Source organism: Pseudomonas sp. Ors-4-3C (assembly GCF_055755035.1).
Genome location: NZ_CM146900.1, coordinates 4389863 through 4415492 on the forward strand (window position 1 = coordinate 4389863; position 25630 = coordinate 4415492).

The 25630-nt window shown below is 61.2% G+C and carries 22 protein-coding genes and 1 other RNA gene; 5 read left to right on the forward strand and 18 right to left on the reverse strand.

Annotated features, from left to right (window positions below; genetic code table 11):
- The first annotated feature begins 2 nt into the window (after positions 1-2).
- From ACVHNU_RS19735 to ACVHNU_RS19755, 5 genes are all read left to right on the forward strand, one after another.
- Entirely contained in the window at positions 3-680 is a 678-nt protein-coding gene (locus ACVHNU_RS19735) for a heavy metal response regulator transcription factor (RefSeq protein ID WP_003228008.1), read from the forward strand.
- Entirely contained in the window at positions 670-2034 is a 1365-nt protein-coding gene (locus ACVHNU_RS19740; RefSeq protein ID WP_473018145.1) for a heavy metal sensor histidine kinase, read from the forward strand. Before ACVHNU_RS19735 ends, ACVHNU_RS19740 begins: the two co-directional genes overlap by 11 nt.
- Positions 2035-2320: 286 nt before the next feature.
- Positions 2321-2542: a hypothetical protein gene (locus tag ACVHNU_RS19745; RefSeq protein ID WP_103521034.1), complete on the forward strand. Its 222-nt coding sequence runs from the start codon at positions 2321-2323 to the stop codon at positions 2540-2542.
- 196 nt (positions 2543-2738) lie between these two features.
- A complete protein-coding gene (locus ACVHNU_RS19750) occupies positions 2739-4055 on the forward strand; it encodes an OprD family porin (protein ID WP_473018146.1) in 1317 nt (438 codons plus the stop codon).
- A 195-nt stretch (positions 4056-4250) separates the two neighbouring features.
- Positions 4251-5759, forward strand: a complete 1509-nt coding sequence (locus ACVHNU_RS19755) for a sensor domain-containing diguanylate cyclase (protein WP_003228012.1) — start codon at positions 4251-4253, stop codon at positions 5757-5759.
- A 175-nt stretch (positions 5760-5934) separates the two neighbouring features.
- Here ACVHNU_RS19755 and lpxC read toward each other — a convergent pair whose 3' ends face one another.
- The 18 genes from lpxC to rsmI all read right to left on the reverse strand — a co-directional run bounded on the left by lpxC (position 5935) and on the right by rsmI (position 25487).
- On the reverse strand, positions 5935-6846 hold the full coding sequence (gene lpxC / locus ACVHNU_RS19760) for a UDP-3-O-acyl-N-acetylglucosamine deacetylase (protein ID WP_007961638.1): 912 nt from the start codon (positions 6844-6846) through the stop codon (positions 5935-5937).
- Between the two features lie 112 nt (positions 6847-6958).
- Positions 6959-8155, reverse strand: a complete 1197-nt coding sequence (gene ftsZ / locus ACVHNU_RS19765) for a cell division protein FtsZ (RefSeq protein WP_003228013.1) — start codon at positions 8153-8155, stop codon at positions 6959-6961.
- 68 nt (positions 8156-8223) lie between these two features.
- Positions 8224-9483, reverse strand: coding sequence for a cell division protein FtsA (gene ftsA / locus ACVHNU_RS19770; RefSeq protein WP_003228014.1), 1260 nt, complete (start codon positions 9481-9483; stop codon positions 8224-8226).
- Between the two features lie 15 nt (positions 9484-9498).
- Positions 9499-10365: a cell division protein FtsQ/DivIB gene (locus ACVHNU_RS19775; protein WP_003228015.1), complete on the reverse strand. Its 867-nt coding sequence runs from the start codon at positions 10363-10365 to the stop codon at positions 9499-9501.
- A 4-nt stretch (positions 10366-10369) separates the two neighbouring features.
- Positions 10370-11344, reverse strand: a complete 975-nt coding sequence (locus ACVHNU_RS19780) for a D-alanine--D-alanine ligase (RefSeq protein ID WP_086791637.1) — start codon at positions 11342-11344, stop codon at positions 10370-10372.
- Positions 11341-12801 (reverse strand): UDP-N-acetylmuramate--L-alanine ligase, encoded by a 1461-nt coding sequence (gene murC, locus ACVHNU_RS19785; protein WP_201136629.1) that lies wholly within the window; start codon positions 12799-12801, stop codon positions 11341-11343. Before murC ends, ACVHNU_RS19780 begins: the two co-directional genes overlap by 4 nt.
- Complete coding sequence (gene murG, locus ACVHNU_RS19790) at positions 12794-13864, reverse strand: undecaprenyldiphospho-muramoylpentapeptide beta-N-acetylglucosaminyltransferase (RefSeq protein WP_003228017.1); 1071 nt, start codon at positions 13862-13864, stop codon at positions 12794-12796. Before murG ends, murC begins: the two co-directional genes overlap by 8 nt.
- Positions 13854-15071, reverse strand: a complete 1218-nt coding sequence (ftsW, locus tag ACVHNU_RS19795) for a putative lipid II flippase FtsW (protein ID WP_003228018.1) — start codon at positions 15069-15071, stop codon at positions 13854-13856. The genes murG and ftsW overlap by 11 nt, the downstream gene beginning before the upstream one ends.
- Complete coding sequence (gene murD, locus ACVHNU_RS19800; RefSeq protein ID WP_473018149.1) at positions 15068-16414, reverse strand: UDP-N-acetylmuramoyl-L-alanine--D-glutamate ligase; 1347 nt, start codon at positions 16412-16414, stop codon at positions 15068-15070. The genes ftsW and murD overlap by 4 nt, the downstream gene beginning before the upstream one ends.
- 5 nt (positions 16415-16419) lie before the next feature.
- Entirely contained in the window at positions 16420-17502 is a 1083-nt protein-coding gene (gene mraY, locus ACVHNU_RS19805) for a phospho-N-acetylmuramoyl-pentapeptide-transferase (RefSeq protein WP_003228019.1), read from the reverse strand.
- Positions 17502-18869 carry a UDP-N-acetylmuramoyl-tripeptide--D-alanyl-D-alanine ligase gene (locus ACVHNU_RS19810; RefSeq protein WP_473018150.1) on the reverse strand — a complete coding sequence of 456 codons (1368 nt, stop codon included), beginning with the start codon at positions 18867-18869 and terminating at the stop codon, positions 17502-17504. The genes mraY and ACVHNU_RS19810 overlap by 1 nt, the downstream gene beginning before the upstream one ends.
- Entirely contained in the window at positions 18862-20325 is a 1464-nt protein-coding gene (locus ACVHNU_RS19815) for a UDP-N-acetylmuramoyl-L-alanyl-D-glutamate--2,6-diaminopimelate ligase (RefSeq protein WP_262143271.1), read from the reverse strand. The genes ACVHNU_RS19810 and ACVHNU_RS19815 overlap by 8 nt, the downstream gene beginning before the upstream one ends.
- The gene (locus ACVHNU_RS19820; RefSeq protein ID WP_198286827.1) at positions 20325-22064 is read right to left on the reverse strand and encodes a peptidoglycan D,D-transpeptidase FtsI family protein; all 1740 of its coding nucleotides are present in this window, start codon (positions 22062-22064) and stop codon (positions 20325-20327) included. The genes ACVHNU_RS19815 and ACVHNU_RS19820 overlap by 1 nt, the downstream gene beginning before the upstream one ends.
- Positions 22064-22357, reverse strand: coding sequence for a cell division protein FtsL (ftsL, locus tag ACVHNU_RS19825; RefSeq protein ID WP_003228022.1), 294 nt, complete (start codon positions 22355-22357; stop codon positions 22064-22066). Before ftsL ends, ACVHNU_RS19820 begins: the two co-directional genes overlap by 1 nt.
- On the reverse strand, positions 22354-23301 hold the full coding sequence (rsmH, locus tag ACVHNU_RS19830) for a 16S rRNA (cytosine(1402)-N(4))-methyltransferase RsmH (RefSeq protein ID WP_003228024.1): 948 nt from the start codon (positions 23299-23301) through the stop codon (positions 22354-22356). Before rsmH ends, ftsL begins: the two co-directional genes overlap by 4 nt.
- Positions 23298-23753 carry a division/cell wall cluster transcriptional repressor MraZ gene (gene mraZ, locus ACVHNU_RS19835; protein WP_473018152.1) on the reverse strand — a complete coding sequence of 152 codons (456 nt, stop codon included), beginning with the start codon at positions 23751-23753 and terminating at the stop codon, positions 23298-23300. Before mraZ ends, rsmH begins: the two co-directional genes overlap by 4 nt.
- A gap of 401 nt (positions 23754-24154) precedes the next feature.
- An RNA gene (gene rnpB, locus ACVHNU_RS19840) (RNase P RNA component class A) lies at positions 24155-24508 on the reverse strand.
- A 73-nt stretch (positions 24509-24581) separates the two neighbouring features.
- The gene (gene rsmI / locus ACVHNU_RS19845; RefSeq protein WP_080593268.1) at positions 24582-25487 is read right to left on the reverse strand and encodes a 16S rRNA (cytidine(1402)-2'-O)-methyltransferase; all 906 of its coding nucleotides are present in this window, start codon (positions 25485-25487) and stop codon (positions 24582-24584) included.
- Between the last annotated feature and the right edge of the window lie 143 nt (positions 25488-25630).

Below are 25630 nucleotides of genomic sequence, written 5' to 3' on the forward strand. Positions count from 1 at the left end.
TCATGCGCGTTCTGATTATCGAAGACGAGGAAAAAACCGCGGATTATCTGCACCGCGGTCTGACGGAACAGGGTTACACCGTGGATCTGGCCCGCGACGGCGTCGAGGGCCTGCACCTGGCGCTGGAAAGCGACTACGCGGTGATCGTCCTCGACGTGATGTTGCCGGGCCTCGACGGCTTCGGCGTGCTGCGCGCCTTACGTGCGCGCAAGCAGACCCCGGTGATCATGCTCACCGCCCGCGAGCGCGTCGAAGACCGGATCAGGGGCCTGCGTGACGGCGCCGACGATTACCTCGGCAAGCCGTTTTCCTTTCTGGAGCTGGTAGCGCGTTTGCAGGCGCTGACCCGGCGCAGCGGTGGCCATGAACCGGTGCAAGTGAGCATCGCCGACCTGTGGATTGATCTGATCAGCCGCAAGGCCACCCGCGCCGGCACCCGACTGGATCTGACGGCGAAAGAGTTCTCGCTGCTCAGCGTTCTGGCGCGCCGACAAGGTGAAATCCTCTCGAAAACCGCGATTGCCGAGATGGTCTGGGACATCAATTTCGACAGCGACGCGAATGTCGTCGAAGTCGCGATCAAGCGTCTGCGGGCCAAGCTCGACGGGCCGTTCGACGAGAAACTGCTGCACACCATTCGTGGCATGGGTTACGTGCTGGAGAGCCGTGGTGTCCAGTAACTCGATTGCCCTGCGCCTGAGCGGGATGTTTACGCTGGTGGCGCTACTGGTGTTTCTGTTGATCGGCGGCGCGCTGTATCAGCAGGTCGACAAGGGCCTGGGCCTGCTGCCGGAAGCCGAGCTGGATGCGCGGTACAGCGTGCTCGAATCCACCGTCGGTCGTTACGGCACGCCCGATCATTGGGTGAAGATCAACAACAAACTCAAGCTGCTGGGCGAGGAAGACAAGCGCATCAGTTTCTGGATCAGCAGCGGTGACCCGCAGTATGAGTTTGGCAACCTGACCCCGCAGATTCGCGAGTTCGCCAACGGCCCATTGGGCATGCGCGACCTGCAATTGCCCGACCAGCCCTATCCGCTGAAAGTGCTGGTCAGCCAGTTTCCGGCCAAGGACCAACGCCCGCCGCTGCGCTTCATGATCGGCATCGACACCGATACGTTTCACCAGACGCAACATCAGTTGCTGATTGCCTTGATCGGTCTGGCAATTATCGGCGTGGCGCTGGCCTCGGCCCTCGGGTACTGGGTGGCCCGGATTGGCCTGCAACCGCTGATCAAACTGTCCCACGAAGCGCAGCGTCTGGCGCCGCCATTGCGAGCCGGACGCCTGCGCATGTCGCCGCTGCCGCCGGAGCTTGCGCAGTTTGTCGACTCGTTCAACTCGACGCTGGAACGGGTCGAACAGGCATACTCGCGACTGGAGTCGTTCAACGCCGACGTCGCCCATGAGCTGCGTTCGCCGCTGACCAACCTGATCGGTCAGACCCAGGTCGCGCTGACGCGCGGGCGTTCCGCCGAACACTATTTCGAGGTGCTGCAATCCAACCTCGAAGAGCTGGAACGCCTGCGATCGATCATCAACGACATGCTGTTCCTTGCCAGCGCCGACCAGGGCAGCAAGGCGACCAAACTGACCGAGACCTCGCTGGCGGATGAAGTTGCAACCACGCTGGATTACCTGGATTTCATCCTCGAAGACGCGCAAGTGCAGGTGCATGTGAGTGGCGACGCACAGGTGCGAATCGAGATCGCGCATCTGCGTCGGGCGCTGATCAATCTGCTGAGTAATGCGGTGCAGCACACCGAACCGGGCAAGGTGATCGAGGTGCGCATCGAAGTTGAAGACCATCAGGTCAGCATCGGCGTGGCCAACCCCGGATCGCCGATTGCCAGCGAGCACTTGCCGCGCTTGTTCGAGCGCTTCTATCGGGTCGATGCCTCGCGCAGCAACAGCGGCAACAACCATGGGCTGGGGCTGGCGATCGTCAAGGCGATTGCGCTGATGCATGGTGGGGATGTATTTGTGCGCAGTGATCGGGGGATGAATACGTTCGGCATCCACCTCCCGGTTTAACTGAAAAGCAAACCCCTGTGGCGAGGGAGCTTGCTCCCGCTCGGCTGCGCAGCAGTCGTAAATCCTGCACATGCAGTTTGTCTGAATGAATGTGATTGACGGGTTTGGGGCCGCTTCGCAGCCCAGCGGGAGCAAGCTCCCTCGCCACAAGGAATGGCGTTCACCCGTGATTGATCTTTGCTTGTACTGCAACAGTCATTTATGAAAATCAGGCTGTTTCCCAACGTCCGGCAACCTTATCTTTGCCCGCACCAAACAGCACTTGCCAAGCAAGAAGGTTTTCCAGATGTCCAACAGTATGGGTATTGCCAGCGCTTTCGTTTTGTCCTCATTGATCCTGTCGCCCATGGCGATGGCTGAAGAATCGCAGGCGTTCGTCGCGCAGAATGCCGCGCGCGCTCACGCCTTCGAGCAGTCTCAGGCAGAAGTGATGGTCAAGTCGCAGGACGCCTCGCAAGCCCCTCAGGCCGCCACTTCTCAGGCTCAAGCAGCCGAGAAAGACAGCTGAGTCGCGCACCGCGAAAAATTTCCCTCGACGCGGTTGTTTGGCTCTTCCCGTTCAACCGTCGTCCTTCCAGGCCGCTGCTTTTCAGCGGCCTTTTTTCGTTGTGGTCTGAAAGCCGTTTGGTTCGTCTGTAAAAACAAGAAACATCCCGCACCTCAAGACATTGAAGTGTCAGTTGACCCAAGGAGCTCCATCGCAAGTGCGTTACCCAGTCCGCGTCACCCCGCTGTTCATTGCAATTGCCGCAACGATTGCCCCCGCCGCCCATGCCGACGAAGCCGCCAAGGAAGGTTTCGTCGAAGGCTCGAGCCTCAACCTCAACGCTCGCAACTACTACATGAATCGCAACCGTCTGCAGCAGACGGACGACAACATCGAGTGGGGCCAGGGTTTTCTCGGGATCTTCCAGTCGGGTTACACCGAAGGCACGGTCGGCTTCGGCATCGACGCCCACGCCATGCTCGGGCTGAAGCTCGACGGCGGTGGCGGTACCGATGGCTCGAGCATCCTGCCGGTCAGCGATGGCAACGGCAAAGCGCCGGGCTCGTTCTCGACCGCGGGCGGCACGTTGAAAATGCGTGCGTTCGATACCGAGTTGAAGGCCGGTGACCTGTTCCTCACCAACCCGGTGATTGCCGGCGGTGAGTCGCGCATGCTGCCGCAGACCTTCCGCGGTGTCAGTTTGACCAACCACAGTTTCGACGGCTGGATGCTTGAAGGTGGCCAGGCGAGTTTCACCAAGCCGTACAACCAGAGTGGCCACCAGCGCATCGGCACGTCCTACGGCAAACTCGCCGATGGCGACGCAAGCCGGCACCTGAACTGGGCCGGCGTGTCCTGGAGCGGCGTCGAAGGGCTGACCAGCAATCTGTACGCTGCCGAGTTGAAGGACATCTGGAACCAGTACTACTACGACCTGGATTACACCTGGCAGTTGAACGATCTGGTCAGCCTCAACCCGGGCCTGCACTTTTATCACACGCAGGACACCGGCAACGCGCTGCTGGGCAACATCGACAACAACACCTACAGCCTGCATTTCACCGTCGGCATCGGCAGCCACAGCGTTACTGCCGCGTATCAGCGCGTGAACGGCAACACGCCGTTCGACTACATCAGCCAGGGCGACAGCGTTTACCTCGACAACTCGCAGCAATACTCGGACTTCAACGGCCCGAACGAACGTTCGTGGAAGCTCAAGTACGCCTATGACTTCGCCGGGCTGGGGATGCCGGGTCTGACTTCGGCGGTCTCCTATTCGCGCGGCACCGTGGACCTGACCAAGGTCGATCCGGACAGCAAAGGCTATGCTTCGTGGTACAGCGCTGACGGTCGCAACGCCCAGCATTGGGAGCGCGACCTCGATCTGAAATACGTGGTGCAGAGCGGCCAGGCGAAAAATCTCGCGGTACGCCTGCAATGGGCGACCAACCGGGGCGGCAACGGTTATGGCGCGATTGATACCGACACCGATGAATACCGGGTGATTGTCGACTACCCGATCAACGTCTTCTAAGATCACCCCTGCGCCACGGTCTTGAATTGAGAGATATACCCTGTGGGAGCGGGCTTGCTCGCGAATGCGCTGCATCAGTCGACATCAATGTTGAATGACACGGCGCATTCGCGAGCAAGCCCGCTCCCACAATGGAATACCGTCACTGACTTGATGCAACTACGCTAATAAGATCCTCTCAACCGACAGCCCATCATGATCGCGAGCCGTACCCCACCTGTGGCGGGCAAGACCGGACGCCCCGAATTGCTGCTGATCTGCGGCAGTTCGCTGACTGTGATCGCGATTCTGTGCATCGTCACTTTTCTGCTGATTCGTGAGCACGCCAACGCTCAGGAGTCGGCCACCCGCAGCGCCACCACCATCGCCCAGTTGATCGACGCCGATGTCCTGCGCACGGTCGAGTTGTATGACCTGACCCTGCAAGGCCTGATCGCCGCCGCCCAGCGCGATGACTTGCGCGACGTCACCCCGCAGATCCGCCATCTGGCGCTGTTCGACCGCTCGACCACCGCGCGCTTCAAGGGCGACATCCTGCTGCTCGACAAGCATGGCGATGTGGTCGCCGACTCATCGCGGGTCGAACCCAAGCCGGGCAACTTCGCCGACCGTGATTATTTCCTCGCCCATGCCTTCAACCGCGACATGGGCATGTTCATCAGCCGTCCGTTCAAGACCCGTTGTGATTGCGACGAAGCCAACCAGTGGCGTATCAGCTTCAGTCGGCGGATCTCCTCGGACACCGGTGAGTTCGCTGGCGTGGCGGTGGCGTCGATGAAGCTCGACTACTTCGATCAGTTGTTCAACAGTCTCGACATCGGCAAAGGCAGCACGCTCAATATCATCAACAGCGACGGCGTCCTGCTGGCGCAGAAGCCGTATCTGCAAAGCGACTCCATCGGCAAAAGCTTTGGCAACCGTCCCAACGTGGTGCGGATTCTTAGCGACAAGGATGGCAGCGGCAGTTTCACCAGCACCTCGAGCATGGACCATCAGCAACGGCTCTATACCTATTCGCGGGTCGGCAATCTGCCGTTGACGGTGATGGTTGCGCTCTCCAGTGATGAAGTGTTCGGCACCTGGCGCCGCACGGCGCTGTTGATCAGTGGTGCCACCGGCGTGCTGTGTGTCGGGCTGCTGTGGCTGACCTGGCTGCTGGCCCGTGAGCTGCGCTTGCGCCAGCGCGCCGAACGCGAACTGGCGCAACTGGCTGCCACCGATGCGCTGACCGGCGTGGCCAACCGGCGGATGCTCGATCAGGCGCTGCGCCACGAATGGTTCCGCGCCCAGCGTTCGGGCAAGCCGTTGTCGGTGATGATGATCGATGCCGACCACTTCAAGGCGTTCAACGACCGCCACGGGCATCAGGCCGGTGATCAGGCGCTGCGTGAATTGGCCAAGGTGATCACGGCGAACGTGCGACGACCGGGCGATCTGGTCGCCCGTTACGGCGGCGAAGAGTTCTCGGTGATCCTCGCTGAAACCGACAGCAGCGGCGCGCGACAGATTGCCGAACATATCCGCCAGGCGGTCGAGCAGATGCCGAGGGTCGAGGGTGCAGACGTGGCGATGACCGTCAGTATCGGTATCAGCACCTGGACAACTGCGGTCGAGATGTCGCTGGAGCAATTGTTATTTGCCGCAGACAAGGCCCTGTATCAAGCCAAGGAAGGGGGGCGGAACCGAGTGGTGGTGGCTGGCTGATTTTTGCGGCGATTGAACTGGCCTCTTCGCGAGCAAGCCCGCTCCCACAAGGGAACGCATTCCAAATGTGGGAGCGGGCTTGCTCGCGAAGAGGCCAGAACAGACAACATCAAATTCAGGGCATAAAAAAAGGCCATCCAAGGATGGCCTTCAAAAAACTAGAGAGGTTTTTTACTTACACCGCCGCAACCGGGCGCATGTAAGAGATCGGTGCAGTGCTGGCGTCTTCGAACGTCACGACTTCCCACGCATCTGTCTGCTCAATCAACTTGCGCAGCAGCTGGTTGTTCAGTGCATGACCGGACTTGAAGCCTTTGAACTCACCAATCAGGCTGTTACCCAGCAGGTACAGGTCGCCAATCGCATCGAGGATCTTGTGCTTCACGAATTCGTCTTCGTAGCGAAGGCCGTCTTCGTTCAGTACACCATCGGAATCAACCACGATCGCGTTTTCAACGCTGCCGCCGAGTGCGAGGTTGTGCTTGCGCAGGTACTCGATGTCACTCATGAAACCAAAAGTACGGGCGCGGCTGACTTCTTTTACGAACGAAGTGCTGGAAAAATCCACGCTTGCACTTTGGGTGCGGTCCCGGAAAACCGGGTGATCGAAATCGATCTCGAAGCTCACCTTGAACCCTTCGAAAGGGACGAAAGTGGCGCGCTTGTCGCCGTCTTCCACTGTCACTTCACGCAGGATGCGGATGAATTTCTTGGCGGCGTCCTGCTCTTCCAGGCCAGCCGATTGAATCAGGAATACGAACGGTCCAGCGCTGCCATCCATGATCGGGACTTCGGACGCGGAGAGCTCGACGTAGGCGTTATCGATGCCCAGGCCAGCCATGGCCGAGAGCAAGTGCTCTACCGTGTCCACTTTGACGTCGCCGTTGATCAGCGTCGTCGACATAGTGGTTTCACCAACGTTTTCCGCGCGGGCAGGAATCTGCACCACAGGGTCGAGGTCAGCGCGACAAAACACAATGCCAGTGTCGACAGGCGCAGGCTTGAGGGTCAGGTAGACCTTCTCCCCGGAGTGCAGGCCTACACCTGTGGCACGGATAATATTTTTCAGTGTGCGTTGTTTAATCATGGCTTGGGCCGCTTCAGCGCAAATTGCGAACTGGTATCAACAAAGGCTGGCGATAATAGCAGACCGAGCCTTTGCTGAACACCAATCACCGTCATAGCCCTGATACATTCCATCAATCGGCCTGACGACGCAGGAATGCCGGGATGTCCAGGTAATCCAGATCGTCCTGCGGGTTCATCTTCGCGGCAGTCGCAGCACCGGCCTGAGCCTGGTTGCGCATGACGGTCGGACGGTCCAGGTCACGGTAGTTCACCGCCGGAGCTTCCTGACGCGCAGGAGCCGGTTGTTGAACCTGGGCGGAAGCCATGGAGGTGTGAACGGTGTTGTCGATGACCTTCACAGGCTTCTCGATTTTCGCGCCCAGACCGGTGGCAACCACGGTGACGTGCAGTTCGTCGCGCATGTCCGGATCGATAACGGTACCGACCTTGACCATCGCGTGCTCGGAAGCGAAGGCTTCGATGATGCTACCCACGTCGGAGTACTCACCCAGGGACAGGTCAGGACCGGCGGTGATGTTCACCAGAATGCCGCGTGCGCCTTGCAGGTTCACGTCTTCCAGCAGCGGGTTGCGGATGGCCGCTTCGGTCGCTTCACGTGCACGGTTCGGACCGCTGGCGCAGCCAGTGCCCATCATCGCCATGCCCATTTCGCTCATCACGGTACGCACGTCGGCGAAGTCGACGTTGATCATGCCCGGACGTTTGATGATGTCGGAGATACCACGAACGGCACCGGCCAGTACGTCGTCAGCCTTGGCGAAAGCCGACAGCAGGCTGGCGTCTTTACCGAGGATGGTCAGCAGCTTCTCGTTAGGGATGGTGATCAACGAGTCGACGCTTTCGGAGAGCATGCGGATGCCTTCGTCGGCGATCTGCATACGCTTGCGGCCTTCGAACGGGAACGGACGGGTCACGACCGCAACGGTCAGGATGCCCATTTCCTTGGCCACTTCGGCGATGATCGGCGCAGCACCGGTACCGGTACCACCGCCCATGCCCGTGGTGATGAACACCATGTTGGTGCCGGCCAGCACTTCAGCGATGCGCTCGCGATCTTCCAGCGCAGCCTGACGGCCGACTTCCGGGTTGGCGCCGGCGCCCAGGCCTTTGGTCACACCGGTGCCCAGTTGCAGGATGGTACGCGCGCCGATGTTTTTCAGCGCTTGAGCATCGGTGTTGGCGCAGATGAATTCAACGCCTTCGATGTTGCTCTTGACCATGTGGTTGACAGCGTTGCCGCCGCCACCGCCGACACCGATAACTTTGATTACCGGGCTTGCGGGGATGTTGTCTACGAGTTCGAACATTTTCCCTCTCCTTACATTCTCTAGTTTTTTCGCCTACTGCATTTTTGTTGCGGTGTTGCGGTAAAGCTTTAGAAGTTGCCTTGAACCCACTTCTTCAATCGGTCCAGCAACGGCGCCTGCGGCTCATCGTTGCTGTAGCTGTCGCGGCTGCCGATGCCCGAGAACGAGATCCCGTCGGACTGCTTCTGCAGGCCGTACATCAACAAGCCAACGCCAGTGGAATAAATCGGGTTGCGCACCACGTCATCCAGGCCTTTCACGCCGTGCGGCACGCCCAGACGAACCGGCATGTGGAAGATTTCTTCGGCCAGCTCGGTGGCGCCTTCCATCTTCGAAGTACCGCCGGTCAGCACGATGCCCGCCGGGATCAAGTCTTCGTAGCCACTGCGACGCAGCTCGGCCTGAATCAGGGTGAACAGTTCGTCGTAACGCGGCTCAACCACTTCGGCCAGGGCCTGACGCGACAGTTCGCGCGGTGGACGGTCGCCAACGCTCGGCACCTTGATGGTTTCGCCGGCACCGGCCAGTTTGGCCAGGGCGCAGGCGTAGCGAATCTTGATCTCTTCGGCGTACTGGGTCGGGGTGCGCAACGCCATGGCGATGTCGTTGGTCACCTGATCACCGGCAATCGGGATCACCGCGGTGTGGCGGATCGCGCCTTCGGTGAAGATCGCGATGTCGGTGGTGCCGCCGCCGATGTCGACCAGGCACACGCCCAGCTCTTTTTCGTCGTCGGTCAGCACCGAGTAGGCCGAGGCCAGTTGCTCGAGAATGATGTCGTCGATTTCCAGACCGCAGCGACGCACACATTTTTCAATGTTCTGTGCAGCATTGACGGCGCAGGTGACCACGTGAACCTTGGCTTCCAGACGGACGCCGGACATGCCCAGAGGCTCGCGGACGCCTTCCTGGTTATCGATCACGTAATCCTGCGGCAGGGTGTGCAGCACGCGCTGGTCAGCCGGGATCGCCACGGCCTGGGCGGCGTCGAGTACGCGCTCCAGGTCAGCCGAGCTCACTTCGCGGTCACGAATCGCCACGATGCCGTGGGAGTTCAGGCTGCGGATGTGATTGCCGGCCACGCCGACGAACGCCGAGTGAATGCGGCAGCCCGCCATCAGTTGGGCCTCTTCGATCGCGCGCTGGATCGATTGCACGGTCGACTCGATGTTCACCACCACGCCCTTCTTCAGGCCGCGGGACGGGTGAGTACCGATACCGACGATTTCCAGCGTGCCGTCGTCCGCGACCTCGCCTACCAGCGCCACCACCTTGGAGGTGCCGATATCCAGACCGACGATCATTTTGCCGCTTTGCACGTTTGCCATGGGTCCTGCCTCTTCTTAATTCTTTGCGACAGCGGGTTTGTCTGTCGTCGGCGCTGCAGGTTCCCGCCAGCCAACAGCGAGGCCGTTGGCGTAGCGCAGATCGATGCGCGCAATGTTCGTAATCTGGTCTTTAAGCGTCTTGTCATAGATGGCAATGAAGCGGCGCATCTTTTCCACCAGGTTGCCGCGTCCCAGCAGCAACTCGATGCCGGGGCCGGAACTGCCGGCACCGGTGGTCAGGAACCAGCTGCCACGTTCACGCAATTCCAGGCGCGCGATCGAGAAGCCCAGTGGCCGGAGCATCTGGCTCAGCACCTGATACTGCTGCATCACTTGCTGCTGGGCCCGTTGTGGACCGAACAGCTGTGGCAGGTGTTCGTAGTTCGCCAGTTCCTTTGGCGTAAATGCCTGGCCCTGGTTGTTGAGCAACGACTCGTCGCCCCAACGGGCCACCGGCAGTTGCTCTTCGAGGCGGATCACCACTTGATCCGGCCACACCCGGCGTACTTCGGCGTGGGCGATCCATGGCATCTGTTCAAGCTCGGTGCGCATCCCGGCCAAGTCGATGGTGAAAAAGCTCGACGCCACGTACGGGGCGATTCGCTGCTGCACCGCCTGCTGGCTGATGTAACTCAGGTCACCCTGCACGGCGATCTTGGTGATCGGCCGGTCGGCGTACGGCAGCAAGCGCTGCGCACCTTCGTAGGTACCGAACCCGAGCACCACCAGCAGTACCGGCCAGAACAGGCTTTTCAGAAAGCCGAAATTGGCTTTCGGCAGGCGCGCGGACATCGGCTCTTTGGCCACCATTCGGCTGGCACCCCGCGGCACCGGCTTGCGGCCGGGTGCGGGTGGCTGATGTCTGAGCTGAGCGCCTTGCATGGTCTTAACCTCGCGCCTCTGTATGACCGGAGCCTTCAACACTGGCGGCCAGAATGGCCAGAACCAGTTGCTGGAAGTCCAGACCGGCAGCACGGGCCGCCATCGGCACCAGGCTGTGATCGGTCATGCCCGGTGCGGTGTTCACTTCCAGGAACCAGAACTGCCCGTCGGCGTCCTGCATCACGTCCGCCCTGCCCCAACCGGCAATACCCAGCGCCTCACAGGCCTTGGCCGTGAGATCCATGAGTTCCTGTTCCTTGGCGGCATCCAGCCCGCACGGAATGCGGTACTGGGTATCGTTGGCGATGTACTTGGCGTCGTAGTCGTAGAACGTGTGCGGTGTACCCAGGGCGATAGGAGGCAACACCTGGTCACGCAGGGTGGCGATGGTGAACTCCGGACCTTGAATCCATTGCTCAACCAAGACTTGCGAATCGTAGGTACTGGCCGCTTTCCATGCGTCGATCAACTCGGACGCAGAACTCACTTTGGCCATCCCGATACTTGAACCTTCATGCGCCGGTTTGACGATCAAAGGGAAGCCCAGTTCCGTCGCCGCGGAAATACAATCGGCTTCGCTGCACAGCACGGCGTGACGCGGCGTCGGAATCCCGAGGCTGTGCCAGACCTGCTTGGTGCGCAGCTTGTCCATCGCCAGTGCCGAGGCAAGGATGCCGCTGCCGGTGTACGGAATGCCGGCGCATTCGAGCAGGCCCTGCATCGAGCCGTCTTCACCGCCACGACCGTGAAGGATGATGAACGCGCGGTCGATCTTTTCGTTCAGCAGACGCTGCAGAAAATCCTCGCCGACGTCGATCCCGAACGCGTCCACGCCAGCGCTTTGCAGCGCGTCGAGCACGGCGTTACCGGATTTCAGCGAAACCTCACGCTCGGCACTCATGCCACCGAACAGCACGGCGACACGGCCGAAATCTTTCGGCGCGATGGTGGAGAACAGGTTGGCGTAGGCAGCAGTCATTTCAACTTCCCCTCGACCGACGCAGCCACGGCGCCGGCGAACAACTCACTTTTCAACAGTTTTGGTGCGAGACCGCCGATATCACCGGCGCCCTGGCACAGCAGAATGTCGCCGGCACGCAGCAGCGGCTTGACCAGCGGCGCGAGGTCGACACCGCGTTCGATGTAGATCGGGTCGAGCTGACCGCGCTGACGGATGCTGTTGCACAGTTTGCGGCTGTCCGCGCCCGGAATCGGCTCTTCGCCGGCCGGATAGACTTCCATCAGCAGCAGCACGTTGGCGTCGGCCAGTACATTGACGAAATCGTCGTACAGGTCACGGGTGCGGCTGTAGCGATGCGGCTGGTAGACCATCACCAGACGGCGGTCCGGCCAGCCACCGCGCACGGCTTTGATCACCGCAGCGACTTCGGTCGGGTGGTGACCGTAGTCATCGACCAGCATCACATTGCCGCCGTCCACCGGCAGTTCGCCGTAGACCTGGAAGCGTCGGCCGACCCCCTGGAACCCGGACAGGCCCTGGACGATGGCTTCGTCGCTGACGCCTTCGTCGCTGGCGATGCAGATGGTCGCCAACGAGTTGAGCACGTTGTGGTTGCCCGGCATGTTCACGGACACGTCCAGCGGCTCGCGATCCGGGCGCAGCACGGTGAAGAAAGTCTGCATGCCTTGCTGGCGCACATTGATCGCACGCACGTCGGCGTCTTCGCTGAAGCCGTAGGTCACGGTCGGACGTTTGACCAGCGGCAGGATTTCACGCACCACCGGATCGTCCAGGCACATTACCGCCAAACCGTAGAACGGCAGGTTGTGCAGGAACTCGACGAAGGTTTTTTTCAGTTTGTTGAAGTCACCGTCGTAGGTCGCCATGTGGTCGGCGTCGATGTTGGTGACCACGGCCACCAGCGGTTGCAGGTGCAGGAAACTGGCATCGCTTTCGTCGGCTTCGGCGATCAGGTAGCGGCTGGTGCCGAGCTGGGCATTGGTACCCGCTGCATTCAGACGGCCACCGATAACGAAAGTCGGGTCCAGGCCACCGGCGGCGAACACCGAAGCGATCAGGCTGGTGGTGGTGGTCTTGCCGTGGGTACCGGCGACGGCGATGCCGTGGCGATAGCGCATCAGCTCGGCGAGCATCTCGGCACGCGGTACCACCGGGATGCGGCGCTCAAGGGCGGTCGCCACTTCCGGGTTGGAGGTGTTCACAGCGCTGGAAACCACCAGCACATCGGCGGTCGCAGCGTTCTCGGCACGGTGGCCTATATAGATGTGCGCACCGAACGATTCCAGACGCTCGGTCACTGGCGAAGCTTTCAGGTCGGAACCGGACACTTCATAGCCCAGGTTCAACAACACTTCGGCAATCCCGCACATGCCCACACCGCCGATACCGACGAAGTGGATGCGACGGATGCGGCGCATTTCCGGTTGTGGCATGGCTTTCTGATTCTCAACCATGGGCCACCTCCAGGCAGGTATCGACCACGCTACGGGTGGCATCGGGTTTGGCCAGACGGCGGGCCGCTTGGGCCATTTCTTCGAGTCGTTGCGGTTGCATCAAGACCTCTGTCAGGCGCGCGGCAAGGTCCGCGGCACCAGTCGTTCTTTGCGGCATCACGAAGGCTGCGCCTTCACGGGCCAAATAATCGGCGTTGCGGGTCTGGTGATCGTCGATCGCGTGGGGCAAAGGCACCAGCATCGAGGGCAGACCAACGGCAGCCAGCTCACTGATGGTCAGCGCGCCAGCGCGGCACACCACCAGGTCAGCCCAGCCATAGGCCTGGGCCATGTCTTTGATGAACGGCTGCACCTGCGCATCCACGCCGGCGGCGCGGTAGCGCTCTGCAGTCACTTCATCGTGGTTTTTGCCGGCCTGATGAAACACTTCCGGACGCAAATCGGCAGGGACTTGCGCCAGGGCTTCAGGCAGCAACTTGTTCAACGGTTCTGCGCCAAGGCTTCCGCCGAGGATCAGCAAACGCGCTTTGCGCCCGGCCAGAGCCGGTCGCGATGTTTCGAGGAACAGCTCGCTGCGCACCGGGTTTCCGGTGGTACGGCGGGTGTCCGACAGAGTAAAGGTGTCGGGGAACGCTTCACACACCCGGGCGGCGAACGGCACCAGCAACCGATTGGCGGTGCCGGCCACGGCGTTCTGCTCGTGAACGATCACCGGCACACCGGCCAGTTTCGCGGCAATCCCGCCCGGGCCGGTCACATAACCACCGAAGCCGACCACGCAGACTGGACGCAGCTGGCGAATCACCGCCCGCGCCTGCCACACCGACTTGAGCAGCATGAACGGTGCCTTGAGCAGCGACAGCTTGCCCTTGCCACGCAATCCGGTGGCATTGATGCGATGCAGTTCAAGACCTGCAGCCGGCACCAGTTCGTTTTCGATTCCGCGGGGCGTGCCGAGCCAGTGCACGGTGTAGCCGCGCGCCTGGAATTCACGGGCACAGGACAGCGCCGGGAACACGTGGCCGCCGGTGCCGCCGGCCATGATCAATACGTTAGCGCCCATGGTTCGGCTCCTCGGCGAAGTCGCTCTCATGGAACTCCATCTCTTCACTGCCCAGGTGGGTCCGACTCTCCCACTCGATCCTCAGCAACAAGCCGAGGCAGGCACAGCAGATCACCAGGGAACTGCCGCCATAACTGAGGAACGGCAGGGTCAGGCCCTTGGTCGGCAGCAGACCGACGTTCACGCCGATGTTGATCAGGAACTGACCGATCCACAGGAACGACAGGCCGTAGGCCACATAAGCGGCAAAGAACTGCTTGGCTTTCTCGGCCCACAGACCGATGTACATGCCGCGAATACACACGAACACGAACAGCGCCACGGTGCACAGCGAACCCACCGCACCCAGCTCTTCGGCAAGTACGGAGAACACGAAGTCGGTATGCGCTTCAGGCAGGTAGAACTGTTTCTGCACGCTGTTGCCCAGGCCGACGCCCAGCCACTCACCGCGACCGAAGGCAATCAACGCCTGCGACAACTGATAACCGGCGCCGAACTGGTCGGCCCACGGGTCGGCGAAGTTGGTCAGACGCGCCATCCGGTAGGGCTGCATCTGAATCAGCAAGACCACGGCCCCGACTGCGAGTACCACCATCAGCGAGAAGCGGAACAGCCCGACCCCGCCGAGGAACAGCATCGCTGCCGCAGCGCCCATCATTACCACGGTGGCGCCGAAGTCCGGCTCCATCAGCAACAGCCCCGCCATCGGCAGCAGCACGATGAACGGCTTGAAGAAGCCCATCCAGCTCTCGCGCACTTCTTTCTGACGACGTACCAGATAACCGGCGAGGTAGATCACCACAAACACCTTGGCGATCTCGGACGGCTGAACGTTAAAGAAGCTGAAACCGATCCAGCGCATCGACCCGTTCACTTCACGGCCGATCCCGGGGACGATCACCATCACCAGCAGACCGAAGGCGCCGATCAGCATCATCCAGCCCAGACGCTGCCAGGTGGCGATCGGAATCATCATGGTAATGATGCAGGCACCCAGGCCCAGCGCCACATAGATCAGGTGGCGAATCATGTAGTACAGTGCGCTGCCCGACTGCGCCGCCGCCACTTCGGTGGAGGCCGAGGCAATCATGATCAGGCCCAGGCCCAGCAGCGCCAGGCAACCGGCGAGCATCGGGAAGTCGAGGTCGATGCCACGACCGGTGATGATCGGCGACGGGTACGGCTTGATGATATTGCGCAGGCTCATGCCAGATCCTCCACGGCGCGGACGAACTGGTGACCACGGTCTTCGTAATTCTTGAACATGTCGAAACTGGCGCAGGCGGGCGACAGCAGCACCACGTCACCCGGCTGGGCGACCGCGCGGCATTGCTCGACGGCTTCAACCAGCGAACCGGCGCGAATCAGCGGCACCGCATCGCCGATGGCTGCGCCGATCTTGTCGGAGTCGCGGCCCATCAGGATCACGGCGCGGCAGTTGGCCGCCACTGGATCGCGCAGATCCTTGAACTCGGCACCCTTGCCGTCGCCACCGGCGATCAGCACGACTTTGCCGTCGATGTCCGCGCCCAGGCCTTCGATGGCGGCCAGTGCGGCGCCGACGTTGGTCGCCTTGGAATCGTTGTAGTAACCCACACCGTCGAGATCACGCACCCACTGGCAGCGGTGTTCGAGACCGGCGAAATTGCGCAGGGCATCAAGCATGGCGTCGAACGGCAGGCCGACCGCATGCCCCAGCGCCAGCGCAGCGAGGGCGTTGGCCTGGTTATGCGCGCCGCGCACTTTCAGTTCGCGCACCGGCATCAGGTTCTGGAATTCGAAGGCGAGGTATTTCTCGCCGTCTTCTTCGCGCAGGCCAAAGGCCTTGAAATCCGGTTTGTTCAGGCCGAAGGTCCAGCACGGCTGGCCCTCGCCGATCAGCGGACGGCTGAGTGCGTCCTGACGGTTGACCACAAACTGCTTCGCGCCACGGAAGATCCGGTGCTTGGCCAGGTGATACGCCGGCAGGCCGCTGTAGCGGTCCATGTGGTCTTCGCTGATGTTCAGCACGGTGGCCACTTCAGCGTTGAGCTGGTCAGTGGTTTCCAGCTGGAAGCTCGACAGCTCCATCACGTACAGCTCGACGTCGTCGCTGAGCAATTCCAGCGCTGGCGTACCGAGGTTGCCGCCCACCGCCACGCGTTTGCCGGCCGCAGCCGCCATCTCGCCGACCAGGGTGGTGACGGTGCTTTTCGCGTTGGAACCGGTGATGGCCACGATCGGCGCCCGCGCGTTACGCGCGAACAGCTCGATGTCGCCGGCCATTTTCACACCGCGGGTGGCAGCGGCTTGCAGGGCCGGGGTCGCCAGCGCCAGGCCGGGGCTCACGTAGAGCTCGTCGGCACGGCACAGGAATTCGACGTCCAGCTCGCCACAACGCACTTCCACGTGCGGATAGTCACGCTTGAGCGTGGCCAGTTCCGGTGGATTGTCCCGCGTATCGGCGACGGCAAACGACACACCCCGGTTCGCCAGGAAGCGAACCAGGGACATGCCGCTCTTGCCGAGGCCGACAACGATGCGGAAGTGGTCAGAAGCGATCAGAGACACTCGTTCTACCTCAGCTTCAGGGTGGCAAGGCCGATCAGCACGAGAATCACGGTGATGATCCAGAAACGGACGATCACGCGTGGCTCGGGCCAGCCCTTGAGTTCAAAGTGGTGATGAATCGGTGCCATGCGGAACACTCGGCGACCGGTCATCTTGAAAGAAGCAACCTGGATCACCACCGACAGGGTTTCCATCACGAACACGCCGCCCATGATGAACAGGACGATTTCCTGACGGACGATGACCGCGATGGTGCCCAGTGCCGCGCCCAGTGCCAGCGCACCGACGTCGCCCATGAACACTTGCGCCGGGTAGGTGTTGAACCAGAGGAATCCGAGGCCGGCACCGATCAGCGCGCCGCAGAACACGATCAGTTCGCCCGCGCCCGGCACATAAGGGATCAGCAGGTATTCAGCGAATTTCACGTTACCCGACAGGTAGCAGAAGATCCCCAGACCGCCGCCGACCATAACGGTTGGCATGATCGCCAGACCGTCGAGGCCGTCAGTCAGGTTGACCGCGTTGCTTGAGCCGACGATCACGAAGTAGGTCAGCACGATGAAACCGGCGCCCAGCGGAATGCTGTAGTCCTTGAGCATCGGCAGGATCAGCGTGGTTTCCACCGGCGTCGCAGCAGTCATATAAAGGAAGATCGCCGCGCCCAGACCGAACACCGACTGCCAGAAATACTTCCAGCGGCTTGGCAAGCCACGGGAGTTCTTCTCGATCACCTTGCGGTAGTCATCGACCCAGCCGATGGCGCCGAACAGCAGGGTCACCAGCAGCACGACCCACACGTAACGGTTGCTCAGGTCAGCCCAAAGCAGGGTGCTGACACCGATGGAGGACAGAATCAGTGCGCCGCCCATGGTCGGCGTACCCGACTTGGACAGGTGCGATTGCGGGCCGTCATTGCGCACGGACTGGCCGATCTGACGGTTCTGCAGGGTGCGGATCATCCACGGGCCATAGCACAGCGACAAAACCAGCGCGGTCAGCACACCGAGGATCCCGCGCAGGGTCAGGTACTGGAAGACCGCGAAGCCTTTGTAGAACTGTTGCAGATACTCCGCTAGCAGCAGCAGCATTAATGTTTCTCCAGACTGGACCCGCACAGAGCCGCAACGATGTTTTCCATCGCTGCACTGCGCGAACCCTTGATCAAAATGGTGGTGTTTGTGTCCTGCTCGGCGTCGAGGGCCTGGATCAGTTCGGCTTGCGTGCCGAAGTGATGCGCCTCTTTGCCGAATGCGTTCACGGCGTGGACCATGTTCGGTCCGACCGCGTAAAGCGCGGAAACCTTGCCCCGGGCATATTCGCCCACGTCGCGGTGCCCCTGCTCCGCCCAATCGCCCAACTCGCCGATATCTCCGAGCACCAGGACGGTGCGGCCGGAAAAGCCGGCGAGTATATCAACGGCAGCGCACATGGAGGTGGGGTTTGCGTTGTAAGTGTCATCGATCACGCGCATACCGTTCTTCGCCAGTTGCGCGACGGTGCGACCCTTGACCGGTTGTACCGCGCCAAGCCCGGTGGCGATGCCGAACAGCGACACGCCCAGAGCGTGCGCGGCAGCAGCGGCGGCCATGGCGTTGGCGACGTTATGGGTGCCGAGCAGGTTCAGTTGAACGTGCTCCACACCTTCAGGTGTATGCAGGTTGAAGGCCGGGCAACCCCGGGCATCGGTGCTCAGGTCGCTGGCGTAGAAATCTGCCTGAGGATTGCTCAGGGAGAAGGTCAGCACCTTGCGTGCGCCGGCGCGGAGCTTCCAGATGCCAAAGGCCTTGTCATCGAGATTGAGCACGGCGACGCCATCCGCCGCCAGCCCATCGATGATCTCGCCTTTGGCTTCGACGATTTTTTCCGGCCCGCCGAACTCGCCAACGTGGGCGGTACCGGCATTGTTGAGGATCGCCACATGCGGCTTGGTCAGCCCGACGGTGTAGGCGATTTCGCCCAGACGCGAAGCGCCCAGTTCGATCACGGCGGCGGTGTGTTCCGGCGCCAGTTCGAGCAGGGTCAGCGGTGCGCCGAGATCGTTGTTCAGATTGCCACGGGTCGCCAGCACCGGACCGCGAGTACGCAGGATGCTCGCGAGCATTTCCTTGACCGTGGTCTTGCCGCTGGAGCCGGTGATGGCCGCCACTGGCTGAGTGAACGCGGCACGGTTCAACGCACCCAACTGGCCGAGGGCCTGGCGGGTGTCCTTGACCAGCAGTTGCGGCAGGGTGCTGTCGGGCACTTCACGCTCGACCAGCGCCGCGACCGCGCCTTTGCCGGCGACGTCGTTCAGATAGTCGTGACCATCGAAGCGCGGGCCAGTCAGGGCAATAAACAGTTGGCCAGCGGTGATCGCCCGGCTATCGATGCTGACGCCATCAAAACTGGCATCGCTGCTGATCAGACGTGCGTCGAGCACGTTGCTCAGTTCGCTCAACTTCAGGGCCTTAAGCATGAGCCACCTCCCATGCGGTGAGGGCATGATCGGCTTCGACCAGATCGGAGAAAGCGTGACGCTCGCCGTTGATTTCCTGATAGTCCTCATGGCCTTTGCCCGCCAGGACGATCACGTCATCCGCCGAGGCAGCGGCGATCAGCTGGGCGATCGCCTGACCACGACCGGCAACAAAAGTGACTTTATCCACCGCGGTGAAGCCGGCACGGATGTCGTCGAAAATCTGCGCCGGATCTTCCGTGCGCGGGTTGTCATCGGTGACCAGCACGCGGTCGGCCAGACGCTCGACCACTTCGGCCATCAGCGGACGCTTGCCGCGATCACGATCACCGCCGCAGCCGAACAGGCACAGCAACTGGCCTTTGACGTGTGGGCGCAACGCGGTCAGAACTTTTTCCAGCGCATCCGGGGTGTGGGCGTAATCGACCACCACCAGCGGTTGAGTGCCGCCACCCAGACGCTGCATGCGTCCGGCCGGGCCTTCGAGTTTCGGCAGCACCTTGAGAATTTCGTCGAGGGCGTAATCCAGACCGAGCAAGGCGCCGACCGCCGCCAGTACGTTGCTCAGGTTGAAACGGCCGAGCAGCGTGCTACGCAGGTGATGCTCGCCCTGCGGCGTGACCAGCGTGGCGCGCACCCCGTGGTCATCGAACTGCGCTTCACGGCAGAACAGGTAGGCGCTGTTGTCGAGCAGGCTGTAAGTGATCAGGCGCGAATCGCGTTTTTCGGCGGCCAGTTGCCGACCGAAATCGTCGTCGAGGTTGACCACGCGGCACTTCAGGTCATTCCAGGCGAACAGCTTGGCCTTGGCCTCGGCGTACGCCTCCATGGTGCCGTGATAATCCAGGTGATCGCGGGACAAGTTGGTCATTACCGCGACGTCGAACGCCAATGCGGTAACGCGGCCCTGGTCCAGACCGTGTGACGAGACTTCCATGGCCACGGCTTTGGCCCCGGCCTTTTTCAGGTCGCCGAGGGTCGCTTGCACGGCAATCGGATTCGGCGTGGTGTGCAGACCGCTTTCCAGCGCCCCATAGAAGCCGGAGCCCAGCGTACCGACGATGCCGCAGTGCTGGCCGAGCAGATCGAGTGCCTGCGCAACCAGTTGGGTCACGCTGGTTTTGCCGTTGGTGCCAGTGACCCCGACCAGGTTCAGGTGATGGCTTGGCTCACCATAAAAGCGCCCGGCGATATCGGACAGCTGCGAAGCCAGGCCTTTGACCGGGATCAGCGGCACTTCGGTGATCGGCAGCACGGTGGCGCCTTCCACTTCATAGGCAACCGCCGCCGCGCCGCGCTGCAAGGCATCGGCGATGTGCGCACGGCCATCGAATTTACCGCCCGGGACGGCGAGGAACAGGTCACCGGCGCGTACGTTGCGACTGTCCAGCGCCAATTCACGGATCAGCAGATCGTGGCCGGCGTGGGGGAATATCTTGTTCAGACTAAGAGACATCAGCCGCGCCCTCCATTGGCTTTCAGCGGAACGGCCGGCGTAGCGTTGGCCTGTTGGGTGGTCGGCAGGTTGTCCGGGGTCACGTTCATCAGACGCAGAGTGCCGGACATCACACGGCTGAACACCGGCGCCGAAACCAGACCACCGAAGTAACCGGCCTTGGACGGTTCATCGATCACTACCACGATGGCATAGCGCGGATCGCTCATCGGCCCGAAACCGGCGAACAGCGAGCGGTAGGAGTTTTCGGCGTAGCCCTTGGTGCCCACCGAAGTCTTACGCGCAGTACCCGACTTGCCGGCCACGTGATACGCCGGCACCTGCGCACGGAACACGCCGCGCGGTGCTTCGATCACTTGCTGCAACATGCCTTGCATGGTTTTCGCCACCGCCTCCGGCAGGACCTGCGTGGTCTGCGGCGGCTTGTCGGTTTTGATCAGGGTCAGTGGTGCGAGACGACCGTTGTTGGCCAGCGCCGAGAACGCGTGAACCAGCTGGATCGCGGTCACGGAAATACCGTAGCCGTACGACAGCGTCGCGGTTTCAGCCTTGCGCCAGTCACGGTAGTTCGGCAGGTTGCCGACACGCTCGCCCGGGAAGCCGAGACCGGTGTCCTGGCCAAGGCCGACTTTCTGCGCGAGACGGTAAATGGTCTCACCGCCGATATCGAACGCGACCTTACTCATGCCGACGTTACTGGAATTGATCAGGATACCGGTCATGTCGAGTACCGGACCTTCGGTCTTCGAAACGTCCTTGATGGTGTACTTGCCGATCTGCAGCGAGCCCGGGTACACCTCGACGGTGTCGGTCGGTTTCCAGCGGCCGGATTCGATCGCCGCGCTCATCGAGATCGCTTTCATGGTCGAACCCGGTTCGAACACGTCGATCATCGCGCGGTTACGCATCATCGCCGGCTGCAGGTTGCGACGGTTGTTCGGGTTGTAGGTCGGCTGGTTGACCATGGCGAGAATCTCGCCGGTCTTCACGTCCATGATCACCAGGCTACCGGCCTTGGCGCCGTTCTCGATGATCGCGTTGCGCAGCTCACGGTTGGCCAGGTATTGCAGACGCAGGTCAATCGACAACGCCAAGGGCTTGCCGGCCTTGGCGTTCTTGGTGACCTGGACATCCTTGATCAGCCGACCGCGCCGATCCTTGATGACCTGCCGTTTGCCCGGCACCCCGGCCAGCCACTCGTCGTAGGCCAGCTCGACGCCTTCGCGCCCGTGATCGTCAATGTCGGTAAAGCCGACCATGTGTGCGGTGACTTCACCGGCCGGATAGAAGCGGCGGAATTCTTCGATGCCATAGACGCCCGGCACTTTCAGGTCAAGCACGGCCTGGCCCTGCTCAGGGGTCAGCCCGCGCACCAGGTAAATGAATTCTTTGTTGGCCTGGGCTTCAAGACGCTCGGCCAAGGCTTTCGGATCCTGCCCCAGCGCAGCGGCGAGTGCTGGCCACTTTTCTTTGGCCAGTTGCATTTCCTTGGCGTTGGCCCACAGCGTGGTCACCGGCGTACTGACGGCCAGGGGCTCGCCGTTACGGTCAGTAATCAGACCACGGTGTGCAGGAATCGGGATATGACGAACACTGCGCGCGTCGCCCTGCCCCTTGAGGAAGTCTCGGTCGATCACTTGCAGGTCGATGATGCGCCAGCAGATCGCGGCCACCATGACACCGAGCAGACCAACGACCAGACGGAAGCGCCACGGGAAGAGTGCCCCTTCGAGTTTCATCATGGCGCCACCATCTTCACGTCAGCCGCGCCAGGGATGTGCATTTTCAGTTGTTCGGTGGCCAGCACTTCGATGCGGCTGTGCGCGGTCCAGGTGCTCTGTTCGAGAATCAGCCGCCCCCACTCGGCCTGCGCCTTGTCGCGCACGCTGAGTTCGTTGTAAAGGGTGTTGAGCAACTGGCGGTTCCAGTGCGCGCTGTAAGACACGCCGATGGCCGACACGAGCACGCCGATAAACAGCAGCAACATGATAAAGCTGCCGCCAGGCAGGGGCTTGGCGAAAAGCTTGCTCACCGCAACTTCTCCGCGACACGCATCACAGCGCTACGGGAACGTGGGTTGGCTTTGAGTTCGGCGTCGGAGGCCGTCTGCGCTTTGCCATGGATTTTGATTTTCGGTTCGAACGCCACGTGGCGCACGGGCAGGTTGCGCGGCAGGTTGTCGGCTTCGCCTTTCACCAGTTTGCGCATGAACAGTTTGACGATGCGGTCTTCCAGCGAGTGGAAGCTGATGACCACCAGACGGCCACCGACCTCCAGAGCCTCCAGCGCGGCTTCGAGGCCAGCCTCCAGATCGCCCAGTTCGTTGTTGACGTGAATACGCAGGCCCTGAAATGCACGGGTCGCCGGGTTCTTGCCCTTCTCCCACGCCGGGTTGGCGACTTTGAGGACCTCGGCCAGATCAGCGGTGCGCTCGAACGGCTTGATGTCGCGGCGCTCGGCCACGGCGCGGGCCATGCGGCCGGAGAAACGCTCTTCGCCGTATTCCTTGAACACCCGGGCGATTTCTTCCACCGGCGCGGTGTTGACGAACTCGGCGGCACTGATGCCACGGGACGGGTCCATGCGCATGTCCAGTGGGCCGTCATTGAGGAAACTGAAGCCGCGCTCGGCGTCATCCAGCTGCGGCGAAGACACGCCGAGATCGAGCAGGATACCGCTGACCTTGCCGCTCAGACCTTGCTCGGCAACCACCGAACCCAGCTCGGCAAAGCTGCGCTGCACAACGACAAAGCGGCCGTCTTCGGCCGCTAGCGTTTGCCCGGTGGCAATCGCTTGAGGATCCTTGTCGAATCCGATGAGCCGACCGTCCGTCCCAAGCTGGCTGAGGATCAGCCGACTGTGCCCGCCGCGACCGAACGTACCGTCCAGATAGCAGCCATCAGGACGTACGGCGAGAGCCTCGACGGCTTCGTCAAGCAGTACGGTGATGTGGTTAAAGCCGCTATCAATAGTCACAGGATCAAATCACGCAGTTCGTCAGGCATGGCGCCCGGTTGTTGAATAGCAGCAAGGTCAGCGGCAGACACCGCGTTCCATGCATCCTCGTCCCACAATTGGAACTTGTTCAGTTGGCCCACCAGCATCGCTTTCTTATCAAGCTTTGCGTATTCGCGCAGACGCGGTGGAACCAGAAAACGACCACTGCCGTCGAGTTCGAGGTCGACGGCATTACCAATCAATAAACGCTGCAGGCGACGGTTCTCTTCGCGAAGCGAAGGGAGTGCGCGCAACTTGGTTTCAATAATTTCCCACTCGTCGAGCGGGTAGACACTCAGGCACGGATCAACGGCATCAATGGTCACGATCAATTGGCCGGAACTACGCGAAACGAGCTCGTCACGGTACCGGCTCGGCATGGCGAGACGGCCCTTTGCATCGAGACTGATAGCGTTAGCTCCGCGAAACACGTCAGCGTTTCTCCAATTTTTATCGTTTTGAGCTCAAAAAACCCACTTCATGCCACTTTCCGCCACTTGCGCACACTATAGGAATGCGCCCACCACACCGTCAAGGCGCGGATTAAAGGAAAACCCTTACAGAACGGAGATTTAGGAGCTTAAAAGGAGGGGTAACGACAATTTGGCAGATACTTTCGACCAATAACTTGATGCAGCACTGAAAGCTGCGCTCGGAAGTTAAAGTAATTTGTTAAGAGTAAGATTTTTTCGGTATTACAAAAGCGCTTCTGCTGTTGATTGAAGCAAGGTGGGAAATGGCTATTACTGCATTTGCCGCTGCCGGACTTTAGCGCAGGCCTGCCGATAATAACCAGCCCTGATGCCATTGATTCAAGCAGGGAAAGAAAAAGGTGGAGAGTCGATCTGTAAGCCGGGTTCTGTCTTGAACAGTCATTCGTCTACGATGGCCATCACTGGACATCTTTAGCAACCTACCCGGTCCCAGCGCGGGCCACGCCTTGGGACCCTATTTGGTCTTGCTCCAAGTGGGGTTTACCTAGCCACGAACTGTTGCCAGACGTGCGGTGCGCTCTTACCGCACCTTTTCACCCTTACCGGCGCCGAAGCGCTTAGGCGGTTATTTTCTGTGGCACTTTCCGTAGGCTCACGCCTCCCAGGCATTACCTGGCACTTCGCCCTATGGAGCCCGGACTTTCCTCCCCCCCCTAATTTTCATAGAGGGCAGCGACTGTCCGATCGACTCTCCGCCGCGAAGGTTAACGGCAGAGCGCCCGAAGAACAAGCGCTAATAGCCGTGAAACCTGTCTGCGCGACGGTTTACTCGCCCTTCTGCTGATCCAGTGCGACCTGATAAAGCACGTTTTTGCGCTCACCGGTGATTTGTGCGGCCAGGGCGGCGGCACGCTTGAGCGGCATCTCTTCGAGCAGCAGATTGAGGACGCGCATCGCTTCGCTGCTGACGGCGTCTTCGGACTCCGGTGCAGACCAACCTGCGACCAGCACCACACACTCGCCCCGCTGCTGATTGCTGTCGGCCTCGACAAACGCACGCAGCTCAGCCAGCGGCAACCCCTTAAGCGTCTCGAAAGTCTTGGTGATTTCCCGGGCCAGCAATGCCTGACGCTCGCCACCGAACACGGCTTCCATGTCCTGCAGGCATTCGAGAATACGGTGCGGGGCCTCGTAGAAAATCAGCGTGCGCGGCTCTTCCTTGACCGCCTCCAGACGCGCCTTGCGCCCCACCGACTTGGCCGGCAGGAAACCTTCGAAGATGAATCGGTCGGAGGGCAGACCCGCCGCTGACAGTGCTGCAATCAATGCACACGCACCCGGCACCGGCACCACATTGATCCCCGCTGCCCGCGCCTGACGCACCAGGTGATAACCCGGATCGGAGATCAGCGGCGTCCCGGCATCGGAAATCAGCGCGACGTTATCGCCCGCCAGCAAACGGGTAATAAAGCGGCTACCTTCATCACGTTCGTTGTGTTCGTGGCACGCGGCCAACGGCGTCGAAATGCCGAAGTGCTGCATCAACCGCGCCGAGTGCCGCGTATCCTCGGCGGCAATCAGCGCCACTTCGCGGAGGATTTTCAGGGCCCGGGCGCTGATGTCGTCCAGGTTGCCGATGGGCGTCGCCACCACATAAAGCGAGCCAGCAGCGGAATTCAAAGGACCTGGAGCAGTCAAAGCGCACACCTCATGATCGGTAAAAGCCGGCATTGTAGCGCGTCACGAGGCTTGCGATGCGTTCCGGCCGAAGCCGGTTTTGCGCGTCTTTGTGCCGCACAGCAACATTTGCTCCAGCTAAATTGACGGTTTCACACCAGTAACATCGCGCCCCGGCCAGCGCTTGGGTACAATTC